The 17,839-nt window shown below is 59.3% G+C and carries 16 protein-coding genes; 7 read left to right on the top strand and 9 right to left on the bottom strand.

All coding sequences use genetic code 11. The features are described 5' to 3' along the window. The first annotated feature begins 151 nt into the window (after positions 1–151). The 3 genes from OW493_RS11370 (at position 152) to OW493_RS11360 (ending at position 4,194) form a co-directional block, all read left to right on the top strand. Positions 152–1,543, top strand: coding sequence for a diguanylate cyclase (locus OW493_RS11370; RefSeq protein ID WP_084208784.1), 1,392 nt, complete (start codon positions 152–154; stop codon positions 1,541–1,543). Positions 1,544–1,751: 208 nt separating this feature from the next. Then, entirely contained in the window at positions 1,752–2,843 is a 1,092-nt protein-coding gene (locus OW493_RS11365) for a GlxA family transcriptional regulator (RefSeq protein WP_289864243.1), read from the top strand. A 127-nt stretch (positions 2,844–2,970) separates the two neighbouring features. Next, complete coding sequence (locus OW493_RS11360; RefSeq protein ID WP_289864242.1) at positions 2,971–4,194, top strand: TauD/TfdA family dioxygenase; 1,224 nt, start codon at positions 2,971–2,973, stop codon at positions 4,192–4,194. An 85-nt stretch (positions 4,195–4,279) separates the two neighbouring features. On the opposite strand, the gene OW493_RS11355 is transcribed toward OW493_RS11360, so the two are convergent. The 5 genes from OW493_RS11355 to OW493_RS11335 all read right to left on the bottom strand — a co-directional run bounded on the left by OW493_RS11355 (position 4,280) and on the right by OW493_RS11335 (position 9,762). Then, a complete protein-coding gene (locus OW493_RS11355) occupies positions 4,280–4,984 on the bottom strand; it encodes a cytochrome c (protein WP_289864241.1) in 705 nt (234 codons plus the stop codon). 202 nt (positions 4,985–5,186) lie between these two features. Further along, positions 5,187–5,969 (bottom strand): copper resistance protein B, encoded by a 783-nt coding sequence (locus OW493_RS11350; protein ID WP_136937898.1) that lies wholly within the window; start codon positions 5,967–5,969, stop codon positions 5,187–5,189. 9 nt (positions 5,970–5,978) lie between these two features. Beyond that, the gene (locus OW493_RS11345; protein WP_354670159.1) at positions 5,979–7,691 is read right to left on the bottom strand and encodes a copper resistance system multicopper oxidase; all 1,713 of its coding nucleotides are present in this window, start codon (positions 7,689–7,691) and stop codon (positions 5,979–5,981) included. An 84-nt stretch (positions 7,692–7,775) separates the two neighbouring features. Further along, positions 7,776–9,110 carry an ATP-binding protein gene (locus OW493_RS11340; protein ID WP_289864239.1) on the bottom strand — a complete coding sequence of 445 codons (1,335 nt, stop codon included), beginning with the start codon at positions 9,108–9,110 and terminating at the stop codon, positions 7,776–7,778. Beyond that, complete coding sequence (locus OW493_RS11335) at positions 9,088–9,762, bottom strand: response regulator (protein WP_077376839.1); 675 nt, start codon at positions 9,760–9,762, stop codon at positions 9,088–9,090. The genes OW493_RS11340 and OW493_RS11335 overlap by 23 nt, the downstream gene beginning before the upstream one ends. Positions 9,763–10,141: 379 nt before the next feature. Here OW493_RS11335 and OW493_RS11330 point away from each other — a divergent pair, with 379 nt between their 5' ends. The 3 genes from OW493_RS11330 to copD all read left to right on the top strand — a co-directional run bounded on the left by OW493_RS11330 (position 10,142) and on the right by copD (position 12,362). Then, the gene (locus OW493_RS11330) at positions 10,142–10,948 is read left to right on the top strand and encodes a sulfite exporter TauE/SafE family protein (RefSeq protein ID WP_289864238.1); all 807 of its coding nucleotides are present in this window, start codon (positions 10,142–10,144) and stop codon (positions 10,946–10,948) included. Positions 10,949–11,115: 167 nt separating this feature from the next. Beyond that, positions 11,116–11,481, top strand: a complete 366-nt coding sequence (gene copC / locus OW493_RS11325) for a copper homeostasis periplasmic binding protein CopC (RefSeq protein WP_289864237.1) — start codon at positions 11,116–11,118, stop codon at positions 11,479–11,481. Continuing rightward, the gene (gene copD, locus OW493_RS11320; RefSeq protein ID WP_141392086.1) at positions 11,415–12,362 is read left to right on the top strand and encodes a copper homeostasis membrane protein CopD; all 948 of its coding nucleotides are present in this window, start codon (positions 11,415–11,417) and stop codon (positions 12,360–12,362) included. Before copC ends, copD begins: the two co-directional genes overlap by 67 nt. Positions 12,363–12,541: 179 nt before the next feature. Here the strand turns inward: copD and OW493_RS11315 are convergent, their stop codons facing one another. After that, positions 12,542–14,008 carry an aldehyde dehydrogenase family protein gene (locus OW493_RS11315; protein WP_289864236.1) on the bottom strand — a complete coding sequence of 489 codons (1,467 nt, stop codon included), beginning with the start codon at positions 14,006–14,008 and terminating at the stop codon, positions 12,542–12,544. Between the two features lie 136 nt (positions 14,009–14,144). On the opposite strand from OW493_RS11315, the gene OW493_RS11310 reads away from it, so the two are divergent. Beyond that, complete coding sequence (locus OW493_RS11310) at positions 14,145–14,357, top strand: DUF3820 family protein (protein ID WP_052384432.1); 213 nt, start codon at positions 14,145–14,147, stop codon at positions 14,355–14,357. A 17-nt stretch (positions 14,358–14,374) separates the two neighbouring features. On the opposite strand, the gene OW493_RS11305 is transcribed toward OW493_RS11310, so the two are convergent. From OW493_RS11305 to OW493_RS11295, 3 genes are all read right to left on the bottom strand, one after another. Next, positions 14,375–15,463, bottom strand: coding sequence for an NAD-dependent epimerase/dehydratase family protein (locus OW493_RS11305; RefSeq protein WP_289864235.1), 1,089 nt, complete (start codon positions 15,461–15,463; stop codon positions 14,375–14,377). Positions 15,464–15,522: 59 nt separating this feature from the next. Continuing rightward, entirely contained in the window at positions 15,523–15,906 is a 384-nt protein-coding gene (locus OW493_RS11300; protein WP_077376856.1) for a hypothetical protein, read from the bottom strand. Between the two features lie 83 nt (positions 15,907–15,989). Next, positions 15,990–17,621, bottom strand: coding sequence for a BCCT family transporter (locus OW493_RS11295; protein ID WP_289864233.1), 1,632 nt, complete (start codon positions 17,619–17,621; stop codon positions 15,990–15,992). Positions 17,622–17,839: the final 218 nt, after the last annotated feature.

Here is a 17,839-nt window from a genome sequence, read left to right as displayed (position 1 = left end):
ATACGTTAAGATGAATTCAGTAACGTGCAACAGCCGTCGCGACGCCACTGCTTGATGACGGTAACGTCCGTGCCTTCCCAGCGATGTGAATGACGACTGCGGCAAGGAATGCCCCTCCCAAGATACCGGCACGACTCAAGGAGCATGCGTCATGCAACGCTTTGAGATGATTCAAACCCTGCTGGGCCAGATGCTTGGCCAGATCGACGATATCATCTTGCTTGCGGATGATCAGCGACACATCACCTACATGAACGACAGCGCGGTAAAGGCATTCGGCTATCCGCGTGACGTGCTGATCGGCCAGCAGACACGCATACTGTATGCCTCCAACGATGAATTCGAGCGCCAGGGCACGCGGCAATTCCGCACCGATGCCCTGCCCCCCAGGGAGGGGCGGGTCATTCGCTATCGACGTCAGGATGGCAGCTTCTTCTATGGCGAGACACTCGGCGGCCCCATCAAGGACCCGTCCAGCGACAACACCTTCATGTTCGGCCTGATTCGCGATGTCTCTCGTCGCGTGACAGCAGAGCACACCCTGCACCGACTCCACGCCATCACCTCTTCGCGCCAGCTGTCCTTCAATGATCGCATTGATGAACTCCTGAAACTGGGATGTGCCCACTTTGGCCTGCCCATCGGTATCTTCAGCCGCATCACGGATGGTGATTACGTCGTCCAGCGTGCCTGCCATCCGGAAGACCTGCTGGCACCGGGACTGAGTTTCTCCCTCAGCGATACCTACTGTGATCACGTCTACAAGGCCGATAGCGTACAAGCCTTCCACCATGTGGCAAGCAGCGAGATCAGAAACCATCCCTGCTACTCCAACTTCAATCTGGAAGCCTACATCGGCGCGCCGGTGATCGTGGATGGTGAACGCTACGGCACCTTCAACTTCTCGAGCCCCGATCCGGTGAAACCCTTCACTTCGCAGGATATCGAGCTGGTGCGTCTCATCGCACTGTGGGCCGGACATGAAGTCGCGCGTGCCAATGACATCAATGCTCTGAAGGAAGCCCATCAGGCGCTCGAGAAGGTCGCGATCACTGACCCGCTGACCGGCCTTTACAACCGACGTCATGCTCAGAAAGTGCTGGAGGAGAGTATCACCGCGCTGTCGACTTCCCAGGTCGACCAACCATTGTGCGTCGCATTGCTGGACTTCGATCACTTCAAGAAGATCAACGACAACTACGGCCATGACGCCGGTGACCTTGCCTTGCAGCAGCTGGGTGTCCTCGCCGAGGACATTCTGCTGCCCGGGGATACTCTCGCCCGCTGGGGAGGTGAGGAATTTCTGGCCATCCTGCCCAATTCACTGCTCAGCGACTCTGCCACACGCATCAATACGCTGCGTCAGCGCATGAAGGACAGTGTCGTGGAGCACGCTGGACAACGCCTGCCACTGTCATTGAGCATCGGACTTACCTGTCTTGCACCCAGCGAGCGTGCCACGCGCGAGCAGCTCATCGCTCGCGCGGACGAGGCCATGTACGCCGCCAAGGAAGATGGGCGGAACTGCCTCAGAATGGTGTGAATGAAAGTCTTGCTGCCTGCCTTCACGCCATACGGGCCCGAGATCAAACTCGGGCCTCTTGTTTTCCCGCCAACCGCCCTCCCCCTGATGACCCGCGAGCGATCGAGCGGGGATTGGTTGACGCCTCGCACTCTGCCAGCGAACAGGCTAATGTCATGGGCTTCGCCTCGATGCCAAGCCACCCGACGCCTTCATTGCCAGAGCGTTCATGTCATCACACGACTCCCATGTCTCCTCCCCTGATTCCCGCAGCGCCGTCGGCCTGGCGGAAGATGGCGTTCTGTCAGCGCAGCCCACCGGCATCGCGCCCCTGACGGCAGCGCTCGCCTCGCCGACTCAGCACGAGCGCCACCAACTGGGCATCTTCCTGCTGCCGGGCTTCGCGATGGTCGCGCTGTTCTCGATGATCGAACCGCTGCGCATCGCCAATCGCCTGCGCGGGACACGCCTGTATCAGTGGACACTCGCCAGTCAGGATGGCGCACCGGTCAAGGCCTCCAACGGCATGGTCCTGCCGGTGGACACGGCACGTGACGAGCTCCCCTCGGTGGACAAGCTGGTCGTATGTACCAGCTTTGCCCCGGAAGCCTATCTGGAAGATCGCACTCTCCAATGGCTTGAGCAGCGCTCCCGCAGCGGCTGCCAGCTCGGGGGCGTGGACACCGGCTGCTTCGTGCTGGCACGTGCAGGCCTGCTGACGGGCAAGACGGTCACATTGCACTGGGAGAGCCTACCGGAATTCACCCAACGCTTCGATGAGGTGGATGCCGTGGAGTCTCTTTATGAAATCAGTGATGACGGTTTCTTCTGCGCCGGAGGCAGCGCCCCGCTGGACATGAGTCTGGAGCTGATCCGCCGCCAGCATGGCCAGACGCTCTATCAGGCGGTGCGCGAACAGTTGATTCTCGATCAGGGACGACTGCCCGCCAGCCGGCAGCGCGGCCTCAGTCAACAATCGGCAGACCTGGCAGATCCGCTGCTCAGACGTGCCATCACGCGCATGGAAAACACCCTGGAGGCGCCACTCAGCATCGAGGCACTGGCCGAGGAGCTCGGGCTCTCATGGCGTCAGTTGGAGCGGCGCTTCCAGCAAGGGCTGGGATGCACGCCTCAGGCCTATCAGGGAGAACGTCGCCTGCTGCATGCGCGCACTCTGCTTCATGACACCCGCCACGGCATCACCGATATCGCCCTGGCCTGCGGATTCACATCGCACTCGAGCTTCACCCGCGCCTTTCGTCGCCGCTTCGGGATCACCCCGACACAGGCACGACGCCAGCCACCGCGTCCCGTCTCATGAGCTGACACGCCACGCGCGCACCAGATGTCGAATTGGGCACAGATGGCGTCGAATTGGGCACAGAAGACACCTGCATGGACTGCCATTCTGTCGGGGAACTGATCACCGACAGAAGGAAGGACTCTCCATGGCGCTCCCGATGACACCCGACTACGACAGCTGGCCGATTGACGAGACTCTCGTGAAGGTCACCCACGAAGCGCGCTATCTCAGCGTGAGCTGGAGCGACGGGCGCGTCAGTCGTTTCCACAGTGTCTGGTTGCGCGAGAACGCCGCGGATGACACCACCATCAATCCAGCGACGCGCGAACGCATACTGGATCTCTCCCAGCTGCCAGCATGGCCGGAGATCGCCAGGGCCAGCATCGATGAGGATGGTGCGCTCAGCGTGCTGTTCACGCCGGAAGACCGCCGCCTGAGCTTCCACCCGGGCTTCCTGCGTGCCAATGATTACGACAACCAGAGTGTCTTGCCGCCAGAACTGCCGCCGCTTGCTCTCTGGCATGGTGAACAGCTGGAACAGCCCCCGACCATCGACGCCGCCCGCCTGGCCAGTGCCGAGCATGGCAGCCAGCAGGAGTCCGAGATCCTCAATCCGGCCCTGCACGAGCTGCTCGGCAAGGGACTGGTGCGTCTGTGTAATCTGCCGGCGGAGTCCGGCGCCCTGGAGAAGGTCGCCGAGCGCATCGGCTCGATCCGCACCACCAACTTCGGTCACCTCTTCAATGTCCGCGCGATCCAGAACCCGGACTCCAACGCCTACACCTCCATCGCGCTGCCACCGCATGTAGACTTGCCGACCCGGGAATACCAGCCGGGCCTGCAGTGTCTGCATTGCATCGAGAACAGCGTGGAAGGCGGCATGGCGGTGATGATGGATGGCTTCGCCATCGCCACGGCACTGAAGGAAGAACATCCAGTGGCCTATGAGACCCTCACCACGGTGCACTGGCGTTACGCCAATACCTCGCGCAATACCGATCACGTCTGGCATTCACCAATGATCGTGCTGGGCCAGGCGGGAGAGCTGCTGGAAGTGCGGATCGCCGACTTCTTGCGTGGCCCGATGATGGCACCGTTCGAGCAGACCGAAATCGCCTACGATGCCCTGATGACACTGCAGCGCATGCTGCGTGAGCCGCGCTTCGCCCTGCGCTTCACCTACGCGCCAGGTGACCTTGTCATCTTCGACAATCGCCGCCTGCTGCACGCCCGCGATGCCTTCGAAGGCGACAGCGGCAGCCGCTGGCTGCAGGGCTGCTACCTGGAGCGTGACGAGGTGCGCTCTCGCTACCGCATGCTCAAGCGTGCCGAGCGCGCGGAGCGGGTCGAGGCAACGCCTACGGTCTGATACTCGAACATCAAGATGGCGTAAAGAAATGGCAGCCCCGAAAGTTTCCATACAAGCCTGGGGCTGCCCAGTATCGCACGCGATTTCAATGTTGATGCTCCTGATCATGCGCGGCGTGAGAATGACCATCTGCATCACCGTTGCTTTTCAGATCATGACTTTCCTGAGCAGGGCTTTCCTGCAAAGCATCATGATGCCCATCATCATGGGGTAACTCTCCAACCCCATCAGCATGGTGCGATGACTGCGATAGCGTAGTCTCACCTCCGCCATGTTGATGACCAGCACTTGCTGCCACAAGGGCCGTATAACGAGCAGCACTCATGTCAGGAAGTTCTTCCATGAAAGCGACCATCTGCCAGATGTACTCATCCTGCATGCTCTGACCCCATGCCGGCATTCCGCTGGCTTTTATCCCATGCTTGATGACCCAGAAACGCTCATGAGGCTCACCGCTCATGGTAGATGCTGCGAAATTCGGGGGACTGGGGTAAAGCCCCCTACTGAGTTCTGTCTCTGACATACCAGGTGCCAGATGGCAGGAGGCGCACATCGAGGCATAATTGCCTGCACCGGCGACAATCATGGCTTCATCATCAAACAGGGGAGCCTGGATAGCACTGGAGTGGAACTCGATGGAGCGATCACGCGCCGTTTCAAATACTTCGTACACCCAACCCCAGTGCGGGTCATCCGCGGCCACACTGATGACCCCGGAATAAACCGCCCCCGCACCAAGAGTTGCCAGCATCATCAACGTCAGCCACATTCCCCATAGCATTTTTTTCATGTCATATCCCTTGGTCAAGCAAGCATATTCAATGAACAGATCGTCTGACACCATGCAGACAATGGGGCCTTGCCTCGTCATGCTTCCTGAAATTCAGGAAAGGCGCAGTATCCAATCATGAGCAGGTCTTCACGAATGCCACGAATGCTGGTCACCGTCGCGGAGGCGTAACCTGATGACTGAACACCCCCGCCAGCGTGCTTCAGAACATCATGCGCATCCCAATCACGACACCCGTATCTTCTACCGTCTCGCTTTCCTCACGCCGCATATCAGCAGTTTCGCCATACTCCCGCTGCCAATACATACCTACATAAGGAGCTACTCGACGAGTCACCTCATAGCGAGCACGCAAGCCGATTCGCACAGAATTGAGACCCGATCCGATAGCCTGTTGTCTGGATTCATTGGCAGCAAGGACGATTTCACTACGTGGCTGTAGATACCAGCGCTGCGTCAGGCGTATATCATGTTCAAGTTCCAGACTGGCAGTGACGATGCCTCCCTCTCGATATTGGACTGCTGCATCCGTCTCGATTCTGTAGGGTGCAGTCCCTTGAAGCCCGAAGACCCCATACACGCTTTCATCATGATCATCACTGAGTACGCCGCCCTGATAGCCACCTCCAATCTGAAACTCCCAGAAATCGGCAATCAGGCGACTATAAAGAAGCTCAAGTGACTCAAACTCGGCGTCTTCGCCATCGCCCTGGGTATTTTCCCCTTCTGACTTGAGATAGACACGATGGGTATCTCCGCCATACCAGGCCTGAAAATCCCATACCAGTGAGTCCTCGCCCTTATTCGGAAGGCTATATTCCAGGCGATCGAATGCGGCACTCCACTGGAGATGTTCTGCCATGGGTGATGGCCATGACTGCGGGGCATCATAGCCATCCTGAGCGAACGCTTGAGAGACACCAGCACTGGAGAACAGAAACGCCGTCACGCTGGCAAGACGAAATGAATGATGACTGATTGACATGATGACTCCTCAAGAAACCTTTACGACACGGAACATACCTGCGTCCATGTGATACAGAAGATGGCAATGGAAAGCCCAGCTACCTTCTGCATCTGCAGTGATCAACGCTGACACTCGCTCACCCGGTTTGACATTCAAGGTATGTTTGCGAGGAATCAGATCTCCTTGACCATTCTCCAACTCCATCCACATGCCGTGCAGGTGTATGGGATGTTCCATCATGGTGTCATTGATCAGGATGAGCCGAAGTCGCTCATCTTTCTTGAAGTGAATCGGGCCATTGACTTCACTGAACTTCTTGCCATCGAAGGACCACATATAGCGCTCCATGTTGCCGGTCAGATGCAGCTCCATCTCGCGCGTGGGGCCACGTCTGTCCGGCCAGGGCGCATGGGCCTTGAGGTCCTGATAGACCAATACACGACGCAGCGATTGATCCAGACCGATGCCTGCCTGGTCGTAACGAGCCCCCTGCTGAACAGCACCCGCCATCAGCATGCCATCCTTGGCTACATCGGCTTGCAGGCCCGTCATCTTCGAACGATCCATGCCTGCCATCTGCGAATGGTCCATTCCCGCATGAGCGCCCATGGCCTCCATCCCGCGATCAGCGATCTGTCGTCGTTCAGGTACGGGCGCCTCCATCCCGGGGCGAGGTGCCAGCGTGGCTCGCGCGTAGCCACTGCGGTCCATGGCTTCGGCAAAGATGGTGTACGCCTTGTCGTCTTCCGGTGTCACCAGCACATCGTAGGCTTCCGCCACGGCAATACGGAACTCATCCACCTCTACCGGTTGCACTGGCTGACCATCTGCAGCGACCACGGTCATCTTCAAACCTGGAATACGTAAATCGAAGTAACTCATTGCCGAGCCATTGACGACACGCAGACGTACGGTTTCCCCACGCTTGAATAGCGCGCTCCAGTTTTCTTCTGGTGAATGACCATTGAGAAGATACGTATAGGTACTGCCGGTGACATCCGCGATATCCCTCGAACTCATGCGCATCTCAGCCCACATGCTGCGTGCCTCGATCGTCTCTACCAGCCCTCTACGCCGCACATCCGCAAAGAAATCAGCGACGGTCCGTTCCTGGAAGTTGTAATACCCCTCCATGGTCTTGAGATTGCGAAAGACTGTCTTGGGATCTTCAAACGTCCAGTCAGTGAGCAGCAGGACATGCTCACGATCATATGTGAAGGCTTCGGGAGTCGCTGAATCGATGATCAGGGGCCCAGCATGGCCTTCCTGCTCCTGAAGGCCTGAATGGCTGTGATACCAGTAGGTACCGCTCTGCGTGACAGGAAACCGATAGGTGAAGGTCTCGCCTGGTGCGATTCCCGCGAAGCTGATACCCGGCACGCCGTCCATTTCCGGGGGAAGTATGATGCCATGCCAATGGATGGAGGTCGGCTCATCCATCAGGTTCGTCACCTTGATGACAGCATCCTGCCCCTCTTTCAAACGCACCATGGGGCCCGGGCTGCTGCCATTGATCGTGATGGGACGCGCGAACTGCCCGTCGATGTCGAAATCTTCACGACGAATGACAAGCGAGACTTCGGGGCCATGCACAACCCCTTGAGAATACGTCGATGTTCGCCCCCAGGGATTGGCCCATGCAGGTGCCATTCCCAGCGCCATTGTACCTAGCCCCAGGGCAGAACCTCCCTTCAGCAATTGACGACGAGATACAGAGAAATCAGACGTTCCTGATGCCATGGCCATTGTTGCCCCCGGGTCATGAATGATGAGTCATGACATGGATGAAGCCACGGCAAGCTGAAACGAACCTGAATGAAGAGACTATTTACGTGTTGGCAGATGCACGTTGACTCTCAATCCCCCTGCTGCTCCTGATGAGTAGCTCACGTAACCCGCGTATTGCTTGACGAGATGCGAAAGAATGGAGAGCCCCAACCCATAACCTGGGTAAGTTTCGTCCTGTCGCCACCCACGCTCGCCAAGATGGGCCAACTGTGCCTGCGGCACCCCCGGACCATCATCCTCGACGCAGAGCACGATCTGGTCACTCTCTATCGTCACTCGGCATTGCACCTGATTGACAGACCACTTGCCCGCATTATCCAGCAATATCCCGAGCATTTCGGTGAAATCCTGTGTCTCGACACTCACCCAGCCATCAGCATGCTCAACAGGCAAGTTCAGACATTCCAGCAAGAAGGTACGCTGCGGATAGAGTCCCTGGAACATCTCGATCAATCGCCTGGCCTCTTCAGCAGGGCGCGTGGTCTGGCCCGCACGTGGGCCAGCAATGCGGGCTCGCCTGAGTTCGGTCTCCAGCTGGGAATGGATCGTTTCTACACGTTGCAGCATCTTGCCACGACGTACCTCATTGATCGGGCGTGTGCCCCGCAACACCTGCGTCAATGCCGCCAGAGGTGTCTTTAGAGCATGGGACAGGTTGGCGACGGACTCTCGTGAGCGAGTCAGCCGGCGATCAAATTCATCCAGTAGCTTATTGAGCTGTGACACCAGCGTATCCAGCTCCGACGGCACCGTGAGGGCAATCCGCTTTCGATGGCCGGTTTGGAGTTCACTCAACTGGTGACGCAAGCCACTCAAGGGCTTGAGACCCCGTCTTACCGCCAGCAGATTGAGTGACACGAGAATTCCCCACAACAACAAGGCGCTGGCCCCAATCCACCAATGAACTCGGGTCAAGCCCTTCTCCACTGGCGAGAAATTCTCGGCAATCAACAATTGCACCCGTTGCCCGCGCAGATCAAAGCCATACCGATAGGCCAACATAGGCTGCTGCTGCAGCTGATGCATGAACAACGCATCCCCCTTGCCCTCAAGCAAAGGAAGCATCTCCGTCGGCATGGCAGGAAGCGAAGTACTGACCTCGTTCCCGACTCGCAACACATAGAAATGATGAAAGCTCAGAGACTCCTCGCGTGCCGCCACCATGAGCTGGGCAACAGGACGCTCATCTTTCTTAAGCAAGGTGACGATGTGAGATGCCTCATCCTTGAGACGCTCACCAAGAAAATCCTTCGCCAGCTCGTGCAGAAAGACCCCATGCAGATACCAGGCAAACAACACTACAGCGAGGGATGCCCCTCCCAGGCGTGTCAGCAGACGAAAACGAAGGCTACGACGATCGATGTGAAACAAGCAGGTACCCCTGTCCGCGACGGGTCTGTATCAAGTCCTTGCCCACGCGGCGGCGAAGACGAGCGATATAGACTTCCACCAGATTGGGTGCAGCGGCATCCTGCTCCAGTGCATAGAGCTGATCCAGCAACTGCACTTTGGAATGCACTCTGTCTGGATGATGCATGAGGTAGCGCAGCAAACGGAATTCGGTAGCCGTCAAGGTCGACCAATCCTCGCCGTCGCAACGGACACGTTGCGACTCCTCATCCAGCTGAATCCCGCTGACCTCAAGATACGTATGGCCTCCCCCTTGGCGACGCCGAAGCAGCGCATGAAGTCGCGCCAGCAACTCGGCTTCATGAAATGGCTTGGTCAGATAATCATCTGCCCCGCTGCGCAACCCCACAACCTTGTCCTCCCAGGTATCACGTGCCGTAAGAATCAGCACGGGAATATCCACGTGAGACTGTCGCCAGCGTTTCAGCAACTCCAACCCCGAACCATCCGGAAGCCCGAGATCCAGAACGACCAATGCATACTGTTCCGTCGCCATGAAAGCCTGTGCTTCATGCAGACTCGTGGAAACATCCAGTCGATAGCCATTATCTTCCAGCAGTTCAGCGAGGCTTTCTGCCAGCAGGTCATCATCCTCAAGCAACAACAGCTTCATGCCTACCCTCCTTTATCCCACTGACCTTCACTGAACACCGCTCCCATGGCAAGCGCAACATCTGCAGAAAAGCCCCCCATCCTGCAGGTATATGCTGAGTGCTGGCTGAAAAGCGCCAGCCACGGCAATGACAGGCACCGGACACTACACCATTGCCTTTGGAAAGCACCTCTCTGATGTCCAAGTCAGCCGACACTTGCCAGCTCATCAGCGGATGAATCTTCCAGGGGGGCCTGCAACACCCTCAGGTGACACCTGAGATACTGGGCAGAGCCTCTCTGTCACGGTAGCCTTGCACGCTTGTCAGGCAGGTCATGCATCATGTCGTCTGCCTGAGACCCTATCCATCTTTATTGGCTATCTGCACAGGATGCCCGCAATGCCCGCCAATTCCGCCGATATTCCCTACCTCGCAAGCCTGCTTGACGGCCTCGCGCAGTATTTCCCGCTCTCGCTGCCCATCGTCTTCGCGTTGATCCTGCTGGCTGCTGCCACCTCCGCGCTGTCTGCGGCTGTCGGGGTTGGCGGCGGAACGTTGCTGATCATGATCATGGCGCAGTTGATGCCTGCCGCTGCATTGATTCCTGTCCATGGGATGGTACAGCTGGGTTCCAACGGCGGGCGCATGGCGATGACCTGGCGCCATATCGACATGCGCCGGCTGCTGGCCTTTCTGCCGGGTGTGGCGCTGGGTGCGCTGGTCGCGGCCTGGGTGTTGATCCGCTTGCCTGAGGGGGTGCTGGAGCTTGCCATCGCGCTGTTCGTGCTGTTCACCTGCTGGGGGCCGCCGCTGCCCAAGCGGGCATTGAGCCGCACAGGCACCTTGATCGCCGGTGCCATCACGACGTTCCTTTCGAGTCTGATCGGGGCCAGCGGCCCACTGGTCGCGAGCTTCATCAAGCAAGGCGGCGGCGAGCGTCACACCAAGGTGGCGACCTTCGCGGCCTGCATGGTCGCGCAGCACCTCACCAAGGCCTTCATCTTCGGCATGGCAGGGTTTCTCTTCCATGAGTGGTTGCCCCTGATCGTGCTGATGATCGGTGCGGGCCTGATCGGTACCCGCCTCGGACTGCGTTTTCTGGATCGTGTCTCCAACCGGCACTTCGATGGCCTGTTCAAATGGGCGCTGTCATTGCTGGCACTCAGGCTTGCCTGGCTGGGTAGCGTCTCTCTGATCAGTCATTGATCCGCCACCAGGCGGAACTCGGGGTGCGACATTATTGCGGGGGACACCACAGTGCTGGCTGAGGTAACGTGCCCCTTCTGCAAGTGCATACCTCTGGCCAGAGGGTGTGAATCCCCATGGCTGGACCATGCACAAGTCAACGCGACCGAAGTCCAGAGGACATCAAGATGACGCATGCAAGACATTGGCTCACCACACTCGTCGCTGGCAGCCTGCTGTTCAGTGGCCAGGCATTCGCTCACGCCCATGTCAGCAGTGCCAATCCCGCGGACGGCGCCAGAATCGCCTCGCCGACTAGCATCAGCCTCACCTTCAGCGAAGGGCTGGAGTTGCCCTTCAGTGGCCTGGGTCTCAGCAGAGTCGATGGCAACCCCGTCTCCCTGGGGGATGCCACTCTCGACAATGGCGACAAGACGTTGAACGCTCCGGTCAGCAAGACGCTCGAGGCAGGAAAATATGCCGTCAAATGGCATGTGCTTTCCACCGATGGTCACAAGACCGAAGGCCAGTATCAGTTCACCGTCACGCCGTGATCGGCCCCGATAACGCCCTTGCCGCGAGCCGCTTCGTCCTTGACGGAGCGGTCGTGTTCCTTTGGGGCGTCAGCGGATTCCTGCTGACATCGTCATCGCGCGAGCTGCGCCTCTGGCTTGAGGAGCGCTGGTCGGGGGCCTTGCGCCTGGCACTGGCATTGGCCGTGATCGCCACTGCCTGCCAACTGCCACTCCAGACTGCCATCATCGGGGCTGGCTGGGGAGATCTCTCCAATGTCTCCCTGGCATGGAGCGTCATGACCCAGACGACCTCGGGGCTTGCCTGGGCAGGCAAGGCAGGCATCCTGTCGATGGCACTGCTGGCGCTGATGGTGATTCCCGCACATCGCCTGGTGGTCCTGGCGCTTGCGAGCATGGCAATGTTGGCAAGCCTTGCGTTCTCCGGTCACGCCGCCATGCACGGTGGCTGGCTGGGAGGTATTCACCGCGCCAATCAATGGCTGCACCTACTCAGTGGTGGCTTCTGGATCGGGGCGTTGTTCCCGGTGGTGTCCACCCTGCGTGCATTGCATGCCGAAACTTTGTGCCAAGCCGCCAGAGCTGCCTTGATACGCTTCTCCCGCATGGGCCACCTCGCGGTCGCTCTGGTGGTCGTGACGGGGGCCCTCAATACCGGGCTGATTCTCGGGACACCCCCGCTGGACTGGTCACACCCTTATCAAGGACTGCTGGCCATCAAGATCGGGCTGGTGCTCAGCATGGTCAGTATCGCCCTCTTCAATCGCTATTGGCTTGTGCCGAAGCTTTCCGGCCAGGGCGGCACCACACGAGCCCTTGAGTGGATGACGCGACTGGAAGTGATGTTGGCGGCGCTGGTACTGGGGCTGGTCGTGACGCTTTCCGCCCTCGATCCCTACTGATGATCGCAGCTTGCGTCTCTGTCCTCTCTACAGCGCCGCCCTTGCTGTCAAGATCCCTAGGCCTTCTTGCCTGCATCATCACCATGACGTGTCTGCATTATTCACCATCAAAAACGCCCCGCTCAGCCAGCAGGCTGAGCGGGGCGTTGTTTGTCATGCGCAATTACAGATAAGAGGGATCAGAACGGATACTGACGTGGCTCGACCTGCAGACTGACCCATTGATCGGTGGTGAATTCCTCCAGCACCCAGTCGCCATTGAAGCGCCCAAGGCCTGAATTCTTCTCGCCGCCGAAGGGCGCGCGTGGGTCATCATTCACCGGCATGTCATTGACGTGCACCATGCCCGCCTCGACCTGACGCGCGAAGCGCTCGCCGCGTGCGATATCCGCGGTGAAGACGGAGGCTGAGAGACCATATTCGGTGCCATTGGCAAGTTCCAGCGCATGCGCTTCACCACGGGCTTTCTGGATGCCGACCACCGGGCCGAAGATCTCGTTCTGCGCCAGACTCATGTCATTGGTGACATCGGTGAACACATGCGGCGGCACCAGCTGACCCTGCGCCTCGCCCTCAAGCATCACTTGGGCGCCCTCGCCCTTGGCCGTCTCGATCATCTCGAGCAGACCATCACGCTGCTTGGCATTGATGATCGGCCCGATGACGGTATCGTCCTGTGCGGGGTTGCCGACCTTCAGCTCACGGGCACGCGCCACGAAGCGATCGACGAAGGCGTCATGGACCGACGCATCGACGATGATACGGTTGATGGCCATGCAGATCTGCCCTTGGTGGAGGAACTTGCCGACCAGCGCGGCGTCTACCGCCTGCTCGATATCTGCATCATCAAGCACCACGAAGGGGCTGTTGCCGCCCAGCTCCAGGGCGACCTGCTTGAGGTGATCACCACCAACGGCGCGACTACCGATACCCTTGCCCACCTGGGTGGAACCGGTAAAGGAGATCAGCCGCGGTACCTCGTGATCCACGAAGGCATCGCCGATCTCGCTGCCGGCACCGACCACCACGCTCAGGACACCGGCAGGCAGCCCCGCCTCCTCGAAGAGCCTGGCCAGCAGCAGGCCGCCGGTCAGCGGAGTATCACTGGCCGGCTTGATGACGACGCTGTTGCCAAGTGCCAGTGCCGGCGCCAGGGAACGCTGGGTCAGATGCAGCGGGAAATTCCACGGGCTGATGATGCCGATGACACCCAGCGGCTTGCGGAAGACACGGTTCTCCTTGCCCGGTACCTGAGCCTCCATCGTCATCCCGGCCACGCGATTGGCCATCGCGGCGGACTCCAGCGTGATCGCACGGGCCGCGGCCAGTTCCGCCTGAGCCTTGAGGCGGGTACTGCCCGACTCACGAATCAACCAGCCGAGCAACTCCTCGCGTCGCTCGTCCATCAGCTCCACCACCTTGTGCATCACGCCAGCGCGCTCGCTTGCCGGTGTCAGAGCCCAGTCAGGCTGGACATCACGCGCCCTGCGATAGCTGGCATCGAGATCCTCGGCATTGGCCATGGGAATCGAGAGCAGCGAGCTCTGATCGAAGGGGTCCATCACCTCAAGCGTCCTGCCGGCTCGGCCGTTACGCCATTCTCCGGCGAGGGGTAGCTGCTCGAGATTCTGATAGTCGCGGGACATGAGTCACTCCGTGTCATGAGTATGATCAGAACATGGCGGTGCTGGAGCAAAACCCAACCGTTGCATCACAGCTGTGCCAGAATGGCACCTGCAACTGACCAGACCGTCCTTAACCGAGTGGAATGAGAGTCACTGGATGAGCCCCGAAGACCTGCAAAAACTGACGACCCGCCAGATGCCCTATGGCAAGTACGCCGGACGCTTGATTGCCGACCTGCCCGGCGATTACCTGGGTTGGTTTGCGCGCAAGGGATTCCCGCAAGGCGAGATAGGTCGCTTGCTGGCGCTGATGCACGAGATAGATCACAACGGGTTGAATGCCCTGCTGGAGCCGCTGCGACGTCGCTGACGTGCAAAAGATGAGGTTCACGACAGGCGGCCGCTGGCCTCCAGTTGATCGAACATGTCGTGCAGCGTCGTCTCGAGGGGCCGGTAGATCAGCCCCAGCTGCTCACGGCTGCGGGTATTGTCGAACACGAAGGCATGCCCCACGTTGCGTGAGACGATCTTGCGGGTCACCGCCCTGTTGGCCAGCGGACCCGCCAGCCACACCAGCCATTTGGGCAGCTGGCGAGAGGGAATCGCATATTGCGGGCCGGCGTGTTGACTCAACAGTCGCCCCAGCGCAATGAAGCTTGAGGAGTGCCCGGCGACCAGATGACGCCCGGTGGCCGTGGGCAGAAATCCCGCCGCCAGATGCGCCTCGGCGACATCACGCACATCCACCACGCCCATGCCGTAATCCGGCGCGCCTATCCTGAGCGTGCCGTCACAGAGCTGCGTCATCAGGCTGAAGGATTCGCCGTGCGTGTCAGCGCTGATCGCGGGGCCAAGCACCAGCGAGGGATTGATCACTACCAGCCGCCAGCGCGACTGCTGCTCGGCAATCTGCCAGGCGGCCTGTTCCGCCAGCGTCTTGGAGTGGGAGTAGGCCTGGTGTGTCAGCGACGCCGTGGTGTTCCAGACACTCTCGTCGAAACAGCCACGCGGGGTGTCCAACGCATCGGCATTGTCACTGTAGATGGCAGCACAACTGCTGGTCAGCACCACGCGTTCGACACTGCTCTGACGACTGGCTTCCTGGAGCACGTTACGCGTGCCCTCCACTGCTGGCCGCACCAGATCGCGCTCGGGATCCTCGACACTGACGACAAAAGGCGAGGCGGTATGAAAGACCACGCGACATCCCGCCATCGCTTCGGCGTAAGAGCCCTGCTCGAGCAGATCACTGGCGAAGACGCGCAGCTTGCCCGACATGCTGTCTTCCAGTGCCTTCAGTGCCGCCAGACGTTCGGTGTTACCTGGATCCCGCACGGCGGCATGCACTGTCAGACCCTCCTGCAGCAAGCGACGGATCAGCTGTCCCGCCACATACCCCGTCGCTCCTGTCACCAGAACGGGGTGCGACCTGTCCAGATGAGCCAATGCGGCTAGCGTATTGTCATTGAGCGGCATGGAGAAGCCTCAGGGAAGAGAAAAACAGCGGGAATCGCTCTCTGCCTGGGAGCCCCCTCTCAAGCGGACAGCTTGACGAACCAGGTCCACAGGCCACCGAGAATCAGCGACTCGGCAGCAAAGCGGAACAGATGACGCATGTCGATGCCATCCAGCATCAACCCCATCAGGCGTGCCGTCATGATGCCGGCGATACCCGCCACGGCGAGTGTCACCAGCACCGGCAACACTCCCAGACCGATCGGCGGATACATCAGTAGGTACCCTACCGCGATGACCCAGCCCCAGCGAATCCGACGAGAGATCGCCGCACCCGTTTGTCTGGGCACGGTCAACGGCGTGTCATCCGGGCCCTTGAAGCGATTGACTAGCTCCGGCACTGCCGCAAGCAGCACACCCGCCGCCAGCACGAAGCCCCCCAGAATCTGCAATACCATCATCATCGCGCCATCTTCCCTTATCGTGTATCCAATGGCGCTCATACTACCAATACTGTCGGCCAAATGCCTGATTTACGCCGCCGGCATCAGGTTGGCTCAGCCTCGTTCACGGCTGGCAGGTCGCTGGGCTCACGCCACAACGACATGAATGTGGCAATGCACATCAGAATCATCAGCAGCGAAAACGGCAGAGAAGCGATGAGCATTGCCTTCTGAATCGCCGCCAGGCCACCCGCCAGAAGCAATGAGCCCACCACCAGTGTCAACAGAGCGCCCCAGATGATGCGGTGACGGCGCTCGTTGGTTTCCTCTCCCCCGGCCATGATGGCGTTGAGCACCAGCACGCCCGAGTCCGCACTGGTCACCAGATACGTGATGATCAGGATCAAGGTGCCGCCGACGATGACATGGATCAAGGCACCGGTATCCAGGTAATCCAGCGTCACGAACAACACGGTGGCGATATGGTCGCGCACGGTTGCCAGAATCGTGCCTTGCGCCAATCCGCTGGTTTCCATGTGCAGACTGCTGCCACCCATGTAGCAGATCCACACGAAGCACATGAGACTGGGAGCCACGACCGCCCCCAACACGAATTCACGAATCGTGCGGCCACGTGAAATACGCGCAAGGAAGAGCCCGACGAATGGCGCGAAGGCAATGAACCAGGCACGCTGCAGAATGGTCCAGTCGACCTGCCACTGACCTAACGCACTCGTCACCGGCCAGGTCTGGAAGCTGCGTTCCGGCAGGGTTCTCAGATAATCCCAGGTCGCGGAAGCCAGCAGTTCACTGGCAAACAGACGACTGCCGAACCAGATGAAGACAGCCAGCAGGGCAAAGGACAGCAGCATGTTGAACTGGCTGAGCCAGTTGACGCCGCGCTTCACTCCGGTCACGGCGGACAGTGTCGAAAGTCCCATTATCACGACGAGCGTCAGGATCAATGGCCAAGGGCGTGGAATGCCGGCGGAGTCCAGCAGCTCAGTGCCCGGCATCACGAAATCCAGTCCTGCCACCAGCTGACTGACACCGGCGCCCATGGTGGTGGCCACACCCAGAGTGGTCGCGACCACGGCAATGATATCCACGGCGTGACCCAGGGGGCCATCCAGCAACCGCTTGCCGAAGATGGGCATCAAGGTACTGCGAATGGTCAACGGCAAGCCACGACGGTAGGCGAAATATCCCAGCGCCAGCGCCACCGAGGCATAGATTGCCCAGGCATGCAGCCCCCAGTGCAGGAAGGTATAGCTGACGGCACTTTCAATGGCCTGCTCGGACCCCGCCTGCACCTTGCCTGCCGCGATATCCGGATTGAAATTGAAGTGCGAGACAGGTTCTCCGATGGAGTAGAACAGCAACCCGATGCCCATCCCGGCGCCGAACATCATCGAAAACCAGGCAAAACGCGAAAACTCAGGCACTTCATCATCACGCCCAAGTCGCTTGCGTCCCAACGGCGACACACACAGCACCGTGCAGAACACCAGATAGAAGGCGACGGCATAGACGTAATAGAGATTGAAGTGCTCAAGCATGGTCTGATTGATCGTGGTCAACAGCGCCACAGCCCGATCAGGGAGGGCCACGGCAAATACCACGAGAAGAGTGATGATCAGTTTGCTGATCAGCGTCACCGGAATGTTGAGTCCTCGGTATAACCCCGTTTTCTGGCAGGTGATATTGATGCTGCTTTCATGCAAATCGGACGACATGTCTTTACCTCACGTCAGTAGGCGCGCAGCCAGCCGTCCCTCACGCGCCATAGGCACTGGTACATGAAGGAAGCAGACAATGGCGGCACGATCATTTATTGGAATTATGGTGATCTGTGTCTCTACATCTGTGTCACTACGAAACGCGTCAGGAGATTGCGACCAGACAACTGCCCGACCGAAATATCCCGGGGTACAACAACAACGTCATTGCGGAC

The sequence above is a fragment of the Cobetia sp. 14N.309.X.WAT.E.A4 genome (genome assembly GCF_030397495.1).
GTDB lineage: Bacteria > Pseudomonadota > Gammaproteobacteria > Pseudomonadales > Halomonadaceae > Cobetia > Cobetia marina.
Note: the sequence above shows the minus strand (reverse complement) of the source record. Positions and strands in the feature narration are given on the sequence as shown.